This window comes from Nitrospirota bacterium, from assembly GCA_004296885.1.
Taxonomy (GTDB): domain Bacteria; phylum Nitrospirota; class Nitrospiria; order Nitrospirales; family Nitrospiraceae; genus SYGV01.
Genome location: SCVN01000003.1, coordinates 179260 through 196794, shown reverse-complemented (window position 1 = coordinate 196794; position 17535 = coordinate 179260). Strand labels below are relative to the sequence as shown.

Annotated in this window: 15 protein-coding genes; all 15 read left to right on the top strand. The window is 64.7% G+C overall.

The features are described 5' to 3' along the window. Positions 1-100: carboxypeptidase regulatory-like domain-containing protein (locus tag EPO61_02380; protein ID TAJ10679.1), on the top strand; the 100-nt coding region annotated here is incomplete at its 5' end. 302 nt (positions 101-402) lie between these two features. After that, positions 403-1056, top strand: coding sequence for a hypothetical protein (locus EPO61_02375; GenBank protein ID TAJ10678.1), 654 nt, complete (start codon positions 403-405; stop codon positions 1054-1056). Between the two features lie 39 nt (positions 1057-1095). Beyond that, a complete protein-coding gene (locus EPO61_02370; GenBank protein ID TAJ10677.1) occupies positions 1096-3126 on the top strand; it encodes a hydrogenase 4 subunit B in 2031 nt (676 codons plus the stop codon). A 24-nt stretch (positions 3127-3150) separates the two neighbouring features. Beyond that, the gene (locus EPO61_02365; protein ID TAJ10688.1) at positions 3151-4089 is read left to right on the top strand and encodes a formate hydrogenlyase; all 939 of its coding nucleotides are present in this window, start codon (positions 3151-3153) and stop codon (positions 4087-4089) included. A 1-nt stretch (position 4090) separates the two neighbouring features. After that, positions 4091-4759, top strand: coding sequence for a hydrogenase (locus EPO61_02360; GenBank protein TAJ10676.1), 669 nt, complete (start codon positions 4091-4093; stop codon positions 4757-4759). Between the two features lie 17 nt (positions 4760-4776). Continuing rightward, on the top strand, positions 4777-6309 hold the full coding sequence (locus EPO61_02355; GenBank protein TAJ10675.1) for a hydrogenase 4 subunit F: 1533 nt from the start codon (positions 4777-4779) through the stop codon (positions 6307-6309). 4 nt (positions 6310-6313) lie between these two features. After that, positions 6314-7906, top strand: coding sequence for a hydrogenase large subunit (locus EPO61_02350; GenBank protein ID TAJ10674.1), 1593 nt, complete (start codon positions 6314-6316; stop codon positions 7904-7906). 112 nt (positions 7907-8018) lie between these two features. Beyond that, entirely contained in the window at positions 8019-8540 is a 522-nt protein-coding gene (gene nuoB / locus EPO61_02345; protein ID TAJ10687.1) for an NADH-quinone oxidoreductase subunit NuoB, read from the top strand. Positions 8541-8596: 56 nt separating this feature from the next. After that, entirely contained in the window at positions 8597-9175 is a 579-nt protein-coding gene (locus tag EPO61_02340) for an SIS domain-containing protein (GenBank protein TAJ10673.1), read from the top strand. An 11-nt stretch (positions 9176-9186) separates the two neighbouring features. After that, positions 9187-10173 (top strand): ADP-glyceromanno-heptose 6-epimerase, encoded by a 987-nt coding sequence (gene rfaD / locus EPO61_02335; GenBank protein ID TAJ10672.1) that lies wholly within the window; start codon positions 9187-9189, stop codon positions 10171-10173. Next, positions 10037-10726 (top strand): M48 family peptidase, encoded by a 690-nt coding sequence (locus EPO61_02330; protein ID TAJ10671.1) that lies wholly within the window; start codon positions 10037-10039, stop codon positions 10724-10726. Before rfaD ends, EPO61_02330 begins: the two co-directional genes overlap by 137 nt. Before the next feature lie 129 nt (positions 10727-10855). Beyond that, complete coding sequence (locus EPO61_02325; protein ID TAJ10670.1) at positions 10856-12010, top strand: DNA polymerase IV; 1155 nt, start codon at positions 10856-10858, stop codon at positions 12008-12010. 26 nt (positions 12011-12036) lie between these two features. Continuing rightward, entirely contained in the window at positions 12037-14319 is a 2283-nt protein-coding gene (locus tag EPO61_02320; protein TAJ10669.1) for a PAS domain-containing sensor histidine kinase, read from the top strand. 240 nt (positions 14320-14559) lie between these two features. Next, entirely contained in the window at positions 14560-16524 is a 1965-nt protein-coding gene (locus EPO61_02315; GenBank protein ID TAJ10668.1) for a response regulator, read from the top strand. Positions 16525-16967: 443 nt separating this feature from the next. Then, positions 16968-17459, top strand: a complete 492-nt coding sequence (gene rfaE2, locus EPO61_02310) for a D-glycero-beta-D-manno-heptose 1-phosphate adenylyltransferase (GenBank protein TAJ10667.1) — start codon at positions 16968-16970, stop codon at positions 17457-17459. Positions 17460-17535: the final 76 nt, after the last annotated feature.

The following is a 17535-nucleotide window of genomic DNA, read 5'->3' as shown; positions in this document are numbered from 1 at the left end:
CTACGCCAACGAGGTGTTGGATCATGCGTATGTGCGCTACAACGTGACCGAGGACACGAAGAAAGAAATCGATCCGATGATCAAAAAGCAGGCCCACTGAACGGATAAAGACGATGGCGATTTCCGCTCCGACCGGGCGGCTCTATGCCGGTCAGGTGGTTGACCACCCCTCTACCCGCTACGGCATACGGACGATGTTCAGAGCCAGCTCGTCCCCACCTTAATTCGCCAAGAACGTTAATCTGCACGCCGACCGCATGCTCAATTGCCGCGAATCCTCCTCGCCAGCTATGCGGTCGTTGTTCTTTTTCCTCTGGGGCTACCATGTCGGGACTGGGCCAACGCCGTGTGTGAAAAGTTCCGGCCGGTTTGTGGCGCAGTCAACTTTCTGAGAGGGAATGAATGACGAAAGAGGAAAGCCTGAATCGCCGCATTGATGTGTTGGCCATCGGATTGTTCGGCCTTGCCGTCGGAGCGCTGACGTTGGGCATGGCGCAACTCAAGCTGATCGGCGAAGAAGATAAGGTCGGCGTGTTCGTCATCGCCATCATCTTTGGCGGGGTGGTTCAATTATTGGCCGGTTTCACCGATATCCGCTACAACGAGCAGCTGGGCGGAACCGCGCTGACCATGTATGGATTCTATTGGCTCACGGTGTTCGGGGCCGAGTTGCTGAGTGAGAGCACCACCTTCAATTTTGACGGGTTGTTATATGTTCCGATTAAACTGGTATACTTAATCTTCTCGGCGGTCATGGTCTACCTGACGGCGTATCGATCCGTCGTATTGAGCCTGCTGCATTTGGTTATCACGCTGACGTTCCTGGCTGCCGTGTGCGTCGGGCTGGGGTTGATCTCGAAGACACTCCCAGGACTGGGACATCTGGCCATCGGCGTGCTCGCGTTCTATCATGCCATTGCGAGTCTTTCACAGGCGTTCACCGGCCAAGCCCTCCTGCCGCTTGGCGCTCCGATCTTGCACCGTGATCCACCTGGTTCCGCAACCGGTCCGGAATTCGTCATGCCGGAAGGTGCCTTCAAAACGGCGAAGGACTAGCATGTTGACAGGCGCCTTCTTGCGGATGACAGGGTCGCAATGATGACGCTGGCGCTCCTGGGCTTGCTCGCCTGCTACACGGCCGGCATCCTGCTTCCCCCCTGTCTGCCGGGGCGCCCCAAGGCTCAGAACATCCTCGCCAACGGCTCGGCTATTGCGGCGAGCCTGTTCGGCATCCTGCTCGGCGTGACGGGGTTGCTGGCGTCCGCACCGCTGAACGCCTCCCTCCCCTCCACGCTCCCGCTCCTCGCCTTTGCCATCAGGATCGACCCGCTGGCGGCTTTTTTCGTGCTCACGATCTCGCTGGCCGGGCTGGCGGTCTCTGTCTATGCCCTCGGCTACCTCGCTGAGTTTTACGGACGGTCGCCCATCGGACTGATGGGCTCCCTCTACAACGGCTTCCTCCTGTCCATGACCTTGGTGATCATCGCCGACAACGGGTTCTTTTTCCTGATCGTCTGGGAGCTGATGTCGCTGGTATCCTATGTCCTGGTCGTGACGGAGCACGAGAACGCCGACGTCCGGTACGCGGGGTTGTTCTATTTGATCATGACGCACGTCGGGACGGCTTTCATCATCCTGACGTTCCTGATTTTCTTCCAGCAGACCGGCTCGTTCTCGTTCGAGGCCTTCCGGCATCCCGAACAGCCGTTAGCCGAGGGGCTGCGCACGCTGGCCTTCCTCGCCGCCCTGATCGGGTTCGGCGTCAAGGCCGGCATCGTCCCCTTGCACGTCTGGCTCCCCTACGCGCACCCGGCCGCCCCCTCGCACGTGTCGGCGCTCATGTCCGGGGTGATGATCAAGACGGCCATCTATGCCCTCCTGCGGGTCTATTTCGATTTTCTGGGCGGCCAGTTTCCCTGGTGGTGGGGCTTTACGATCCTGGCGGTCGGCGCCGCGTCGGCTCTGCTGGGCGTCATGTATGCGCTGATGGAACATGATCTCAAGAGCCTGCTGGCTTTCCACAGCGTCGAAAACATCGGGATCATCCTGTTGGGCATCGGCGCCGGGATGATCTTCCAGACCTACGGGCTGCCGGAGTTGGCCGCGCTGGGTCTCTTGGCCGGTCTGTACCATACGATCAACCACGCCCTCTTCAAAGCGCTGCTGTTTCTGGGCGCCGGCTCGCTGCTCTACGCGACCCACACGAGAAACATGGAAGAGTACGGAGGGCTGCTCCGCCGCATGCCCTGGACGGGATTCTGTTTCCTGATCGGGGCGGTCTCGATCGCCGCCCTGCCGCCCACGAACGGGTTCGTCAGCGAGTGGCTGGTCTTTCAAAGCCTGTTTCTGAGCTTCCATCTCCCCGCGGTGTTCCTCAAGCTGATGCTCCCGATCGCCGCCGCGATCCTCGCCTTGACGAGCGCCCTGGCGCTGGCCTGCTTCGCCAAGGCCTTCGGCCTGTCGTTCCTGGCCTTGCCGCGCAGTGCGCATGCGCGCCATGCCGAAGAAGTGCCCGTCGCGATGCGCCTCGGCATGGGCGGGCTGGCCGCCGCCTGTGCCTTCCTCGGCCTGGCCCCGATGGTGGTCGTGCCGCTGCTGGACCGGGTGACCGGGCCGCTGGCCGGCGTCTCGATCGAAGGCCGGGTGCTGGCGCTCGACGGCTGGGCGGTGGCGCCGACGAACGTCGAGTTTTCCAGCATCTCGACGCCCGCCATCGCGGTGATGCTGATCGCGCTGGCCGGCCTGGGCCTGCTGCTGGCCTGGATCTTCGGCGGCCGCCTCAAGCGGCGCGCGTACAAGACCTGGGGCTGCGGGATCACCCTCACGCCCCGGATGGAATATACCGCGACCGGCTTCGTCCAGCCGATCAAGCGGGTCTTCAGCACCCTGTACCGACCCACGGTGAAGCTGGAGACGGAATTTCTCGACGAGTCGCAGTACTTCGCCAAACGCAGGCGGTTCGAGTTTCACATCGAGCCGGTGTTCCAGAAATACCTCTACGATCCGGTGGTCCTGTTCTTTTCAGCCGCGGCCGGCCGCCTCCGGATCATCCAGACCGGGAACCTGAACCTCTACCTGGCCTATATTTTTGTGACCCTCATCCTGCTCCTGCTGACGGCGGTTTAGGGGATGCCACCGATGTTGCACGCCATGACGCTGGTGCTCCTGCAGACGCTGATCTTGCTGGCCGTCGCCCCTTTCATCGTGGGGCTGATCCGCAAGGTCAAGGCGCGCCTGCAATGCCGGCGCGGGGCGAGCCCGTTCCAGCCCTATGCCGACCTGGCCAAGCTGTTCCGGAAGGAGCCGGTCGTCTCGACCGCCACCTCGTGGATCTTCACCGCCACGCCCTACATCCTGTTCGCATCCACGTTGGCGGCCGGGCTGTTGGTGCCGATTTTCGCCTCGCAGATGCCGCTCAGCTTCGCCGGCAACATCATCGCGCTGGTGTATCTCCTGGCGCTGGGCACCTTCTTCCTGATCCTGGCCGGCCTCGACGCCGGATCGGCGTTCGGCGGGATGGGCAGCAGCCGCGAGGCCATCGTGGCCTCCCTGACGGAGCCGGCCATGATCGTCTCGATCTTCGCCATCGCGCTCACGGCCGGCTCCACGAACCTGAGCACCATCGTCCATAAGACGGCGCTGCTGGAGGGGATCGTCACCGACCCGGCCCCCCACCTGATGGCCCTGGCCGCCCTGTTTATCGTGACCCTGGCCGAGACCGGCCGCGTCCCCGTGGACAATCCCGCCACGCACCTGGAGCTGACGATGATCCACGAGGCGATGGTGTTGGAGTACTCCGGACGGTACTTGGCGCTGCTCGAATGGGCGGCGGGGATCAAGCTGCTGGTGCTCCTGACTCTGATCGCCAACGTGTTTGCCCCCTGGGGGATCGCCACCAGCCCGACCCCGGCGGCGATCGGGATCGGCCTGGCGGTCTACCTGGTCAAGGTCTCGGGGCTGGCGGTGCTGATCGGCGTCATCGAATCCATGTTCGCCAAGCTGCGGCTGTTCCGGGTGCCCGAGCTCCTGGGCGTCGCGTTCATCCTGGCGTTGCTGGGACTGGTGTTCTTTTACACGCTCCGAGGCTGAGATGCCGGCGATCGATCCTCACATCGGGACCCAATTGGTCGACCTCTGCTCGGCGCTGCTGCTCCTGACCTGCTTCGCCATCGTGGCGCAGCGCCGCCTGTCGGCCTGTGTGGAGCTGTTCGCCCTGCAGTCGGGTTTCCTGGCCGCCACAACGGCGCTGGTGGCGTTCCTGACGGGCATCCATCACCTCTACCTGGCCGCCGCCATGACGGTGCTGATCAAAGGGCTCGTCATTCCGCGCATTCTCAAAAAGGTGATCGAGCGGCTCAACGTGACCCGCGAGCTGCAGATGAACGTCAACGTGCCCGCCGGCCTGCTGATCTGCGGCGCCCTGGTGATCCTGGCCTTCTTCATCACGCAGCCCATCATCCCCCTGGGGTTCCTGCTCACGCGGGACTCGTTGGCGATCGCGCTGGCGATCGTGCTGATCGGCTTCTTCACGATGATCGCCCGCAAGAAAGCGGTGACCCAGGTGGTCGGCTTCCTGGTGATGGAGAACGGCCTGTTCCTGGGGGCCACGGCGGCCGCCTACGGCATGCCGCTCATCGTGGAGCTGGGCGTGTTCTTCGACGTGCTGGTCGCCAGCCTGATCGTCGGCATCTATACCCACCGGATCCAGGACGCCTTCGACAGCCTGGATACGAGCCAGCTCACGACCCTGAAGGAATAGGAGGAACAGAGACTCGTATGACGGCCATCCTGGTCCTGTTGGGCGGGCCGCTGCTCGCGGGGCTGCTCAGCCTGGTGATCCGCAGGGCGCGCATCCTGCATGGGGTGAATTTCACCTCGATGGCGGCGATCGTCGCCGCCGAGGCCTCCCTCGGCCATCGGGTGCTGACCGAGGGGCCGGTGACGGCGCTGGGGGATTTCGTCTACGTGGACGCGCTCTCGGCGTTCATCCTGTTCATCATCGCCGTGATCGGGCTGTCCTGCTCGCTGTATATGTGGTCGTACATGGACCACCATCTGGCCCGCGGGACGATCGGGCCGAAGCGTCTCAGCCGGTTCTTCTTTCTGTTCCACATGTTCCTGTTGGCGATGGTGGCGGCCACCATGGCCAACAGCCTGGGCGTCCTGTGGGTGGCGATCGAGGGCACGACGCTGGCCACCACGTTCCTGATCGCGTTCTTCCGGACGCGCGAGGCGCTGGAGGCCGGGTGGAAATACCTGATCCTCTGCTCGGTGGGGATCGCGCTGGCCCTGTTCGGCACCGTGCTGACCTACTACTCCTCCGTGCGGGTGCTCGGCGACGTCAGCACCGCGCTCAACGTCACCAAGCTCCTGGAGGTGGCCGACCGGCTGGACCCACACGTGCTCACGCTGGCCTTCATCTTCATCCTGGTCGGATACGGTACAAAGGTCGGGCTGGTCCCCATGCATACCTGGGTGCCGGAAGCCTACAGCGAAGCGCCCGCCCCGGTGGCGGCCATGTTGGCCGGCGTCCTGGAGACAGTGGCGGTCTATGCAGTGCTGCGCAGCAAGACCATCGTGGACCGGGCGATCCCGTCCCAGTTCGCCGGGGACCTGCTCATACTGTTCGGGCTGGTGTCGTTCGCCTTGGCGGCCCTGTTCGTCCTGATCCAACACAATTACAAGCGACTCTTCGCCTATTCCAGCATCGAACACATGGGGCTGGCCATGGTCGGGTTCGGAGTCGGAGGCCCGGTCGGCACCTTCGGCGGGCTCCTACACCTGCTCAACCATGCCCTGGCCAAATCGCTGGCGTTTTTTGCGGCCGGCAACATCCACCGGCGGTTCGACACCCTGGAGATCGGAGAGGTACGGGGGCTGGCCAGGGCCCAACCTCTGACCGCGGCGGCGGTCCTCGTTGCGGGGCTGGCGCTGACCGGCCTGCCGCCGTTCGCGCTCTTCTCCAGCGAGGTCCTGGTCGTTTCGGCGCTGGCGGCGCAGGAATTCGCCTCGAACACGCTGCAGCTGGGCCAGTTCCTGACCGTCACGGTCGCCGACGAGGCGCGCAGCCTGGGCCTGGTGGCGGTCTTTCTGCTCTTCGGCGTCGTGCTGTTCGGCGGGTTCGTCTACCGCGTCACGGCGATGGTCTGGGGGACCCCGCCGGACCATGTCGCGCGGGGGGAGGGATGGGGCATGGGACAGGTGCCGTTGATCGTCATGGCCCTGATGCTGGTGGCGTTGGGTGTGGCGATCCCCGAAGGGCTCAAGACGCTGCTGGATCACGCGACGACCGTACTGTTGGTGAGGTGACCCCATGGCCGAGACCATCAATCCGACGGAGCGACTGCAAGAAGCGTTCGGGAACGCTATCGCGGACGTGAGCCAGGTTCAAGGGATTCCGAGGTTCAGGCTGGACAAGGAGACCTTGCCCCTCGTGGCCCACTTCGTCCACACGCATCCCGATCTGCGCGGGTCGCTCTCGCTCCTGTGGGCGGTGGACCATCGTCCCCGCGAGGCTCGGTACGAGCTCTGCTATTTATTCACGCTGGTGGAACAAAAAGACTGGCTGCTGCTGTGCACGGATCTGCACGGTGACGACCGGCTATTCCGATCCATCACCCCCCATATCCATGCGGCCAAGTGGTATGAACGCGAAATCCGGGACCTGTTCGGACTGATCGCGCAAGGACACCCGGATTTACGCCGGCTGGTAAGGCACGAGCACTGGCCCAAAGGGACCCATCCTCTGAAAAAAGATTTCCACTGGGATACCGTCTTGGAGCGCCACCAGGGGCAGCACGTCTTTCGCCGCATCGAGGGCGAAGGGGTGTTCGAAGTGCCGGTCGGACCGATCCATGCCGGGATTATCGAACCGGGACACTTCCGGTTCTCGGTCGCCGGCGAGCCGATCATGCAGCTCGAACTGCATCACTTCTGGAAGCACCGCGGGGTCGAGAAGCTCTTCGAGCGACAACGTCTCACGACGGGGCTGTCACTGGCCGAGCGGGTCTCCGGCGACACGACCGTCGGCCACAGCCTGGCCTACTGCCAGGCGGTCGAAGCCCTGCTGGGGCTGGAGGTCCCACGGCGGGCCCGATACTTGCGCAGCCTCTTTCTGGAACTGGAGCGGCTGCACAACCACCTGGGCGACGTCGGGGCCATCTGCAACGACACGGCCTACGCCCTGGCCCATGCCCATTGCAGCCGGATGAAAGAGCGGATCATGCAGCTCAACGACCGGTTGACCGGCTCCCGTTTTCTCCGGGGCGTCAATCAAATCGGCGGCGCCGGATGCGATCTCACGGCCGGGCAGTTGTCCGGCCTGCTGGAAGAGACCGCTGCCATTGAGCGTGACTTCTCCGAACTTGAGTCCGTCATCTTTGCCAACGCCTCGCTCACGGACCGGCTGGAGGCGACGGGGGTGCTCAAGGAACGCACCGCCTGGGACCATGCCGTCATGGGCCTGGTCGGCCGGGCCTCCGGCATCGACCGAGACCTGCGCCGCGATCGCCCCTTTGCCGCGTATGACGAAGTGCCGGTGAAGGTGGCCCTGTACCGCTACGGCGACGTGCGGGCCCGCCTGCGAGTTCGCATGGACGAGATCCATGAGTCCGTGCGGCTGATCGGGGAAATCCGCCGGCTGATCCCGCAGGGCCCGATCGCCGTGGAGCCGGCCGGCTTGCCGGCGGCCGGCTCCTGGGCCCTGTCGGCGGTCGAGGGCTGGCGGGGCGAGATCCTCTATGTGGTCATGGCCGGCGAAGAGGGACGGATCCACCGCTGCAAGGTGCGCGATCCCTCCTTCGTCAACTGGCCGGCGATCCAGTGGGCGGTCCTGGGCAATATCATCCCGGACTTCCCGCTCATCAACAAGAGCTTCAACTTGTCGTATGCGGGGAACGACTTGTGAAAAATTGACGATTCCGAAGAATTGCGCAGAATTGACGATTACCTGATCCGTTAATCCTGGCAATTGTCAATTCTGGCAATCGTCAATGATTCGATTTCACCTGGGGGGCACCATGTTCCGCATCATCAAGAAGAGTCTCAAGACGGGCGTCGTGACGGGCCAGCACCCAGAGGCGGGACCGGCCGAGCAACCGGTCGCTTCGGAGGCCAGGAAAAACGCCGCGCCTTTCCGGCGATCGTTGGCCGTCCGTGAAGTGGACACAGGCTCCTGCAATGCCTGCGAGATGGAGATGAACGCCTTGATGAACCCGGTGTACGACGGCGAGCGATTCGGCCTCCACGTGGCCGCCTCCCCCCGCCATGCCGACGCGCTGGTGGTCACCGGGCCGGTCACCGTGAACATGGAGCGGGCCTTGAAAGATGTCTACAGGGCCACGCCCGATCCGAAGCTGGTCATCGCTCTGGGGGACTGCGCCGTCAACTGCGGGGTGTTCAAGGGGAGCTACGCCGTGACCGGTCCGGTCGAGCGACACATTCCCGTGGACGTTCGCATCCCCGGCTGCCCGCCGCGGCCGGCCGAAATCCTGGCGGCGCTCGAAGAACTGCGGGGACGGCTCGACAAGACCGCGGGCTGATCAGCCCGGCTCCCGTCTTGTTTGACAGACCGGAGGCCCTCGCCTACAATCGCCCCATGAAAGAGCTGGCGCTGAAAGCGTTCGAGGAAAGCGCCGACGTCAAGCGGCGGTTCGTCGCCGAGCACGCCGACCGCATCGTCCTGGTGGCACAGTTGCTCATCCGCGCCATTCAAGCGGGGCAGAAGGTGCTGCTGTTCGGCAACGGCGGCAGCTCCACCGACGCCAGCCATATCGCGGCCGAATTCGTGGGACGCTACCACCGGGATCGATCCCCCTACCCCGCTATGGCCCTGGCGACGGACATGGCGGCCGTCACCTGTATCGGCAACGACTACGGCTATGACGAAATTTTTGCCCGGCAGGTCCGCGCCCATGGGCGCAAGGGCGACGTCGCCATCGCGATCAGCACCAGCGGCAACTCTCCCAACGTGCTGAAGGCCGTCGCGGCCGCGCGCGAGTGTGGATTGGTCACCATCGGCTGGACCGGCGGCAAGGGCGGCAAGCTGGCGGGAATCGTGGACCATGCCTTCATCGTTCCCTCGACCGTGACCGCGCGCATTCAGGAAAGCCACATCACGCTCGGCCATGTCCTCTGCGAACTGATCGATGCCGCACTGATCGGCAAACCGAGCTGACACGTTCCGCCATGAAACCTCTCCACCCCATTCTCGTCACCGGCGCCGCCGGCTTCATCGGCTCACGATTCGTGGCCTCGTGCAACGAGCAGGGCTGGCCGGTCGTGTCGGTGGATGAGTTGGCATCCTTCGGGACGAGGCCCGAGATGGCCGGGATCGACTTCGGCAGCAGGGTCAGCCTGCATGAGCTGCGGTCCTGGCTCCAGACGGAGCAGCCGGCGCTGAAGGCCGTCGTCCACCTGGGCGCCTGCACAGACACGACGGAGATGAACGAAGCCTATCTCAAATCTGTCAACCTGGACTATTCGCAGCACCTCTGGACCTACTGCGTCCAACAACGCCTCCCCCTCGTCTACGCCAGCAGCGCGGCCACCTACGGCGACGGATCGCTGGGCTACGACGACGACGAGACCCTGATTCCCCGGCTGAAGCCGCTGAACCCCTACGGTCAGTCCAAGCAGGACTTCGACTGTTGGGCCCTCGACCAGGAGCGGCGCGGCAGCTCCCCGCCGGCCTGGTCGGCCTTCAAGTTCTTCAACGTGTACGGCTTCGGCGAGCGCCACAAGGACAAGATGGCCAGCGTGGTGCTCCACGCCTTCGACCAGGTCCGGACGAAGGGGAAGGTCCGCCTGTTCAAGAGCCACAAGGCCGGGATCGCCGACGGAGAACAGAAACGAGACTTCATCTATGTGCGCGACGTCGTGGACGTCCTCCGCTTCGCGCTGGAGAAGCCGCTGGCTCGCGGGATCTTCAACCTGGGGACGGGACAGGCCAGGACGTTCCTGGACCTGGTCCGCTGCGTCTTTCGCGAGCTGGGACGGCCCGAGGCGATCGAGTTCATCGACACGCCGATCGAGATTCGTGAGCGGTACCAGTATTTCACCGAGGCCAAGATGGGCCGGCTCCGCGCCGCCGGCTATACGGCGCCCTTCACCTCACTGGAAGAGGGCGTGCGGCTGTACGTCCGGGGCCTGCTGGCGCAGGCGGCCCGGACGTAGCTCGCGCCGATTGCCCCGCACATTGACCGTGGACCCAGCGCACCTGCAACGCCTTTGGACCGACTTGAACCTCCGTTGGTTCGACGGGGGACTGCCTCCCATCGAGATCGTCTGGAGCCGGCGCCTGACCGCCTCCGCCGGGCTGTTCGTGAGCCGGGGCGGCCCGCGCCTGCCGGTGATCGGCGGACGGCAGCGCCGGATCCGTCTTTCGGCCCCGCTGCTCCGAGATTCTTCCGCCCAGGCCGAGCGGGAGATCTTCGCCACCCTGGCCCATGAAATGATTCACCAGTGGCAATACGACATCCTCAAGCGTCGCCCGAACCACGGGCCTGACTTCCACCGCAAGATGGAAGCCATGAACCGGAGCGGGTTGGGCATCACCATCCGTCATGACCTGACCGAGGCGGTGCGAAGGCTGGCCAAGTACGCCTGGCGATGCCTGAACTGCGGGCAAACCTACGAGCGGCAGCGGCGGAGCATCAGGCCAAGCCGTCATCGCTGCGGGAGTTGCCGGGGGAATTTAGAAGAGCTGAGCGCGGAGAAGAGCCTATAGCCGATAGCCTATGGCAAGAGCGTAGCGCATGGCTATTAAATTTCCGTCCGATTCTTAGCCATATGCTATACGCCATCTGCTCTTGTCTGGGCCATCGGCCATAAGCCATAAGCTCCGGGGTTCTGTTCTATGGCGAAGTGGTTCCGCCAGATTCTCTTCGGCGATGTGGACGCCATGTTCGCGTCCGCGGCCGTCCTGGCCGATCCGTCGCTGGCCGGGAAACCGGTCGCGGTGGGAGGACGGCCGCCGCGCGGGATCATCGCCGCCGCCAGCTACGCGGTGCGGCAGTACGGCGTCCGCTCCGCCATGCCGACGGCGCAAGCCCTCACGTTGTGCCCTCACCTGATCCTCGTTCCGCCGGATCGGCCCCTCTACCAGCGCCTGCACGAGCAGATGCGTCAGGTGGCCGACCGGTTCTTTCCCGCCGTCGAATGGACCAGCATCGACGAGTTCTATGCGGACGCGACGGACCTCCAAACCCTCCACCCCGATCCGAGGTTCTTGGGGCAGCGCGTCAAAGACGCGATCCTCGAGGCGACCGGCCTGCGGTGCACGATCGCCCTGGCCACCGGCAAGTCCGTGGCCAAGGTCGCCGCGGATGCGCACAAGCCCGACGGATTGGCGGTGATCGAGCCGGGCACCGAAGCGGCCTTCCTGGCCCCGCGTCCCGTGAAGTCGCTGCCCGGCATCGGGCCGAAGACCGCCGAAACGCTGGACCGGCTCGGCGTACGCGCGATCGGCGACTTGCTGGACCCCCGTCTCGAGCCGCTGTTGCGCCGGGCCTGGGGCAAACGGTTGCCGGTCATCCAGGCGCTCGCGCAAGGGAGGGACGATGATCCGGTCGTGCCGGATCGCGCACGCAAGAGCCTTGGCCGTGAGACGACGTTCGAGCACGACACGAACGATGTAGCGTTCCTGGAACGGACGCTGCGCGGGTTTCTCGGCGAGCTGACGCACGAGCTACGGATGGAGGGCCTCGCGGCCGGCTCCTTTACCGTGAAACTCAAAGACGCAGCGCACCGGATCACCGCCAAGCAGCAGCGCTTCCCCCAACCGCTGAACGATGACGCGGTCATGTGGGGGGAGATCCGCGAGACGCTGCGCGGACTCCTGTCGCCGCACACCTCGTACCGGCTTGCCGGGATCACCTTCGGCGATCTCCTCCCCGCGGCGGGAGGTCTCTTCGACCAGCGGCGGCGCCACGCCCTCGCCGCCATGGACGCCATCATCGAGAAGCACGGGCCGAAGGCGATTCGACTTGGCGGGACACCGGAAACTTCGTAGGCCTCACCCCCTGTAGCATCTACCTATTGCCTTCTCGGCTCCAACTTGCTACACATGGGGACGAATCGAGTTCGCCATCTGTCTCGGGAGGGAGCCATGGACTACCCCTGAACAGGCTCCTCCAGGCGTTCCGCTTCCTCGTCACCCCGGTCGCCCTCCTCCTGACCGCGGGCATCTTCCTACTCGACCTGAGAAGCCCGCCGGGCGTCGAGGTCGAGATCCTGTATCTCGTGCCCCTCCTGCTCCTGCTACGCTCCCCGAATAAAGGCGCAGCCGTCGCACTGGCGGCCGCCTATACGGTGCTGATCGTCATCGGCGCCATCGCTTCGCCGCCCGGCGTCCCGCGACAACTCGGCCTCGCCATGCGCGCCATCGTCGCCGCCATCATATGGCTGGCGACGATGCTCGTGCTGCGCGTCAAGCGGGCCGAGCAGCGGCTGTTCCTGGCGCAGAAGGAGCGGCAGACCATCTTCGATTCGGTCCCGGCCATGATCTGGTACAAAGACGCGGACAATCGGATCCTGCGCGTCAACCGGACGGCGGCTCACTCGATCGGGATGCCGGTCCGCGACTTGGAAGGCCGGTCCATTTACGACCTCTATCCCCACCAAGCGAAGCAGTACCACCAAGACGACCTGGAGGTCATCAGGACCGGCCAGCCGAAACTCGGCATCGTCGAGCCCTATCAGGTCGGTTCCGGCGAAAAACGATGGATCCGGACGGACAAAGTTCCGTATCGCGACGAAAAGGGGGCCGTCGTCGGAGTCATCGTCTTCTCCGTGGACATCACCGACTCCGAACAGCTGGCCGCCATCGAAGCCTCCTGGGACGGCATCGCGGTGCGGGACCCCCAGGGCACCTTCAGCTACGTCAACCGGGCCTTCGCCCGCCTGCACGGGTATGAGCAGGCCCAGGAGCTGATCGGCAAGCCCTGGCGGACCGTCCTCGGGTACGCCGAGGCGCAGCGACTCGAACGGGACGCGCTTCCTCAGATGAAGGAGCAGCGGCACTGGCAAGGCGAAGCGCTCGGTATGCGGCGTGACAGGACCGTCTTCCCTCAGGAGCTGTCCCTCACGCCGTTGGAAGGCGGCGGGATCGTCTGCGTCATGCGCGACATCCGCGAGCGGAAGCGGACGGAGGAGGCCCTGCGCGCCAGCGAGGAACATTTACGGCAATCGCAGAAGATGGAAGCCATCGGGCGGCTCGCCGGCGGGATCGCCCACGAGTTCAACAACCTGTTGACGGTCGTCATGGGCCGCTGCCACATGCTGCTGGCAAGCCTGGGCGACGACCAACCCCACGCCCGCCATGTGCACCAGCTCCAAGAGGCGGGAAAGAAGGCCTCCAGCCTGACGCACCAGTTGCTGGCCCTCAGCCGCAAACAGGTGCTGCAGCCGACCGAGTTGAACGTGAATGCCGTGGTGACGGCCATGGACTCCTCGCTGCGGTCCCTGCTGGGCGCACCCATCGCGCTGGTGACGCGACTGGATCCCGCGCTCGGGTGGATCAACGCCGACCGCGGGCAAATGGAGCAAGTGCTCCTGAACCTGGCGTTGAATGCGCGCGATGCCATGCCCGCCGGCGGTCGGCTGACGATCGAGACCGCAAACGTCGCGGGCAATCCGCGACTGGCCGAGCGGCTCGCGCTCACGACGCCGGGAACTCACGTGATGCTGGCCGTGAGCGATACCGGCGAGGGCATGGACGATTATGCCCGGGACCATTGCTTTGAGCCGTTTTTCACGACCAAGGGGCCGCGCTGGGGGATCGGACTGGGACTGGCCACGGTTTATGGGATCGTGACCCAGAGCGGCGGGTTCGTGGAGGTGGAAAGCGAACCGGGGAAAGGAGCCCGGTTCGAGATCCATCTGCCCCAGGTATCGCCCCCGGAGCCGACGGCTCGTTCGGAAGCCCTCCCGTTGCAGCCGGCCGGGGGCTCGGAGACGATCCTGCTGGTGGAGGACAACTTGCTGGTGCGGGACGTGGCGCGTAGCAGCCTTGAAGCCCTGGGCTATCAGGTACTGGAGACGAGCGGTGGGGAAGAGGCCCTGCGACGTGTTCGCGAACAGCGGGGTCCGGTGCATCTGCTCCTGACCGACGTGATTATGCCGGGGATGAACGGGCGGGAACTGGCGGAGCGGATCCTGACCCTGCAGCCGCAGATACGCGTGCTGTTCATGTCCGGCTATACGGCCGACGTGGCACCCCTCGAAGGCGGCCTCAAAGGCATCGGCACGCTCCTGACCAAGCCCTTCACGCCCGACGAGCTGGGACACAGGGTCCGCGAAGTGCTGGACGAGCCCCACTGAGGCGCGCGCCGGCAGACAGGCCACGACCACAACGCAATGCCGGAGGCGGCGCGATGGCTTGCACATGATTCGGACGTCAGGCCGGTTCATGGGATGATATATTCCTTCCCATTGCTGTCGGTTCTTGCCGGTACCTACCCTTGAAAGTACTTCCTCCTAAAAAAGGCTTGATTCTTGGGAAAGGATGCCGTACAGGGCAGGGGGACGCTGTCTCCTCTTACGCCCAAGCTGGAGAAGGTCATGCCACAGACCGCCCCCCTTTCCTTCCTGTTGGTAAGCGAGCGCGCGGAAGAGATCAAGCGGATCACGCAGAGGATGCGAGGGTTTTACCCTGGCTGTCACATCGAGGCCGTGTATACGGCCGAGGAGGCCTTGGACTGGGTTTCGAGACGGACGTGCGACGCGGCCCTGCTGGATGAACGTCTCTCCGGACGAAGCGGGCTCGAAATCCTGTCCGAGCTCAGAAGACGATCGGCTGACGCCGCCATTCTTGTGCTGACCGACCACTATGACGCCCAGGTTTCGACCCACCTCACACAGGCCGGAGCCGACCACGTCCTGTCCCTGCAGTCGCCTGTGTACCTGGCGGAGTTGCCCGTCGTGACGGGCACCATGCTGGAACACCGAGACCGGCTTGCACGGTTGGATCTTGCGGACAAGCGGGCGAAGTTCCTCTTCGAGACCATCAAAGACGTCATCTATGAGTTGGACCCCGACGGGCGGTTCGTTGCGTTGAGTCCGGCCGTAGCGGCGCTCCTGGGCCATAGCGCGGAGGAACTCCTCGGCACTCCCTACTCGACCGTCCTCGCCCCCCAAGATCGGGACCGAGGGGAACGCCGTGTCAATGAGCGACGCACCGGCGCGAGAGCCACCCATCGTCTCGCGCTCCGGTTGATGGCCAAAACCGAGGCGAGCCCCGACACGCAAGCCGTGCCGGTCGAGTGCAGCGCGACCGGGCTCTACAGCGCCGCGAGACAGCCGCGGTTCCTGGGGACGATCGGGGTCTTGGCGCACCGGACGAACGGACGACCCTCGACGCACGCCCACGCGCGGCCGCTCGACGAGGGGGCATGGCAGGAGAAGGTCGAGACGGTACGACGGTTGGCCGGGCGCATCGCGCACGACTTCAACAACATGCTGACGATCGTCACAGGGTACAGCCAGCTCATCCTGAACACCATCGCGCCCGACAACCCCCAGCGCCATCGCATCGAAGAAATTGCGAAGGCGGGAGAGCGCGCCGCCGATTTGACCCGTCAGCTCCTGGCCTTCAGCCGTCGCGATGCGCCGCAGGAGATCCTGGACATCAACGTCGTGATCGCCGACATGGAGCCGACGCTCCGGCAGTTGACCGGACGGAATGTCCGGCTGGCGTTGACGCTGGCCCCGGGCCTTGGCCGCATCAACGCCGCCCCGGTGCAGATTCGCGAACTGTTGCATCAACTGGCCGTCAACGCCGTGGAGGCCATGCCGGACGGCGGGCGGCTCACGATTGCGACCGACCGGGTCGAGTGGGAACAGGGCCAAGACGGCCGCCAGGTCGACGCCCGTCAACCCGGCCCGGCCGTCAGGCTGACCGTGAGCGATACCGGGGTCGGCATGGATCCCGAGTCGCAGGCCCGCCTGGCCGAACCGTTCTTCACCACCAAGGAAGGCAAATGGTTGGGGTTGGGGTTGGCCATGGTCTACGGGATCGCGGCGCAGAGCGGGGGCGTCATCAGCGTCGTCAGCGCCCCGGGGCAGGGTACGACGTTCACCGTTCACTGGCCTCGCGTGGATGAGAAAACACGTCCGATCGATCAGCTCCGCGCGCCGGCGGCCCTTCCGAAAAATGTGGCCACCATCCTGCTGGTCGAAGACGAGATATCCATCCGGAGCTTGGCTCGGACGGTGCTGGAAGAACAGGGGTACACCGTCTTGGAGGCGGGCTCCGCCGCCGAAGCCATGAGGATTTCGGACCAACACCAGGGCCCCATCCATCTGTTGCTCACGGATGTGGTGATGCCGGGCATGAACGGATTTGAACTGGCCGCCCGCCTCAATCCCTTGCGTCCCGAGATGAAGCTCCTCTTCATCTCGGGCTACACGGGGAGCTTTACCGCCCAGGCGCACGCCGTACCGGCCGGCGCCTCCTTCCTCCCGAAACCGTTTATGCCCGATACCCTGGAGCACAAGGTCCGCGAGGTCCTGGACGAACCCCGCTAGTGCTTTTCAGGCGGACGGACAGAATTCAAGAACCCTTCCACCTCCTTGATGACGACGTCCCGCTCCTGGGGCGTCAGCTTGTCCCAATGTTCCCGCAGAGGCTCGAAGAAGCGCCGCAGCGACGAATAGAGCGCATACGCTTTGCCTCCCTGTTCATTCCCCATGTCGGCCATAGCGGTTCCTTTGTTACTCCTGCGTCATCGTCGAAACGAATCTTTGTCTTTGAGGGCCGCGGCTAACAACTCATCGGCGAGCTGCCCCGCGCGGCGGTGACGATACCACCGGTACCCGGCGGCGCCCACCAGGCCGATGATGAGCGCCGCGCCGACCCAGACCCCATCGCCCATGCCGCCAGTGTAGTCAATCCCCGCGCCGAGGACAAGCCGGGACCGTTTGCAACATCCTGCTAGGATTTGCCCAGAGGGTTTGAGTAAGATGTCCCCATGCGGGAGAAGATCAAGAGTCGCGGCGAGGTGGCGGCGGAACTGGCGACCCGGCGGGCACGACGCGAGCGGATCGTGTTCACCAACGGCTGCTTCGACTTAATGCACGTGGGCCACGTCCGGTACCTGGAAGCGGCGCGGGCGCTGGGCGACTTACTGGTGGTCGGCGTGAACAGCGACGAGTCCGTCCGGGTCCTGCAGAAAGGTCCGGACCGTCCCATCGTGCCGCAAGACCAGCGGGCCGAGGTTCTCGCGGCCCTGGCTTGCGTCGACTACGTCGTCCTGTTCGGCGAGCCGGACCCGGGCCGCCTCATCGCCGAGCTCCAGCCCGACGTCCTCGTGAAAGGCGGCGACTGGACCCCGGAGCAGATCGTCGGCCGCGAGACCGTGGAGGCCCGGGGCGGGACGGTCCGGACGATTCCCCTGGTTCCCGGCGCGTCCACCACCAGCCTCATCAACAAAATCCGTGAGGGCGTGAAGCGTGAAAAGTGAGACGTGAACGGGTGATGAAAAAGTGACCGCGCGCTCCGCGCTTTCCGACGGGCCACCCCGTACGTTTCACGTCTAA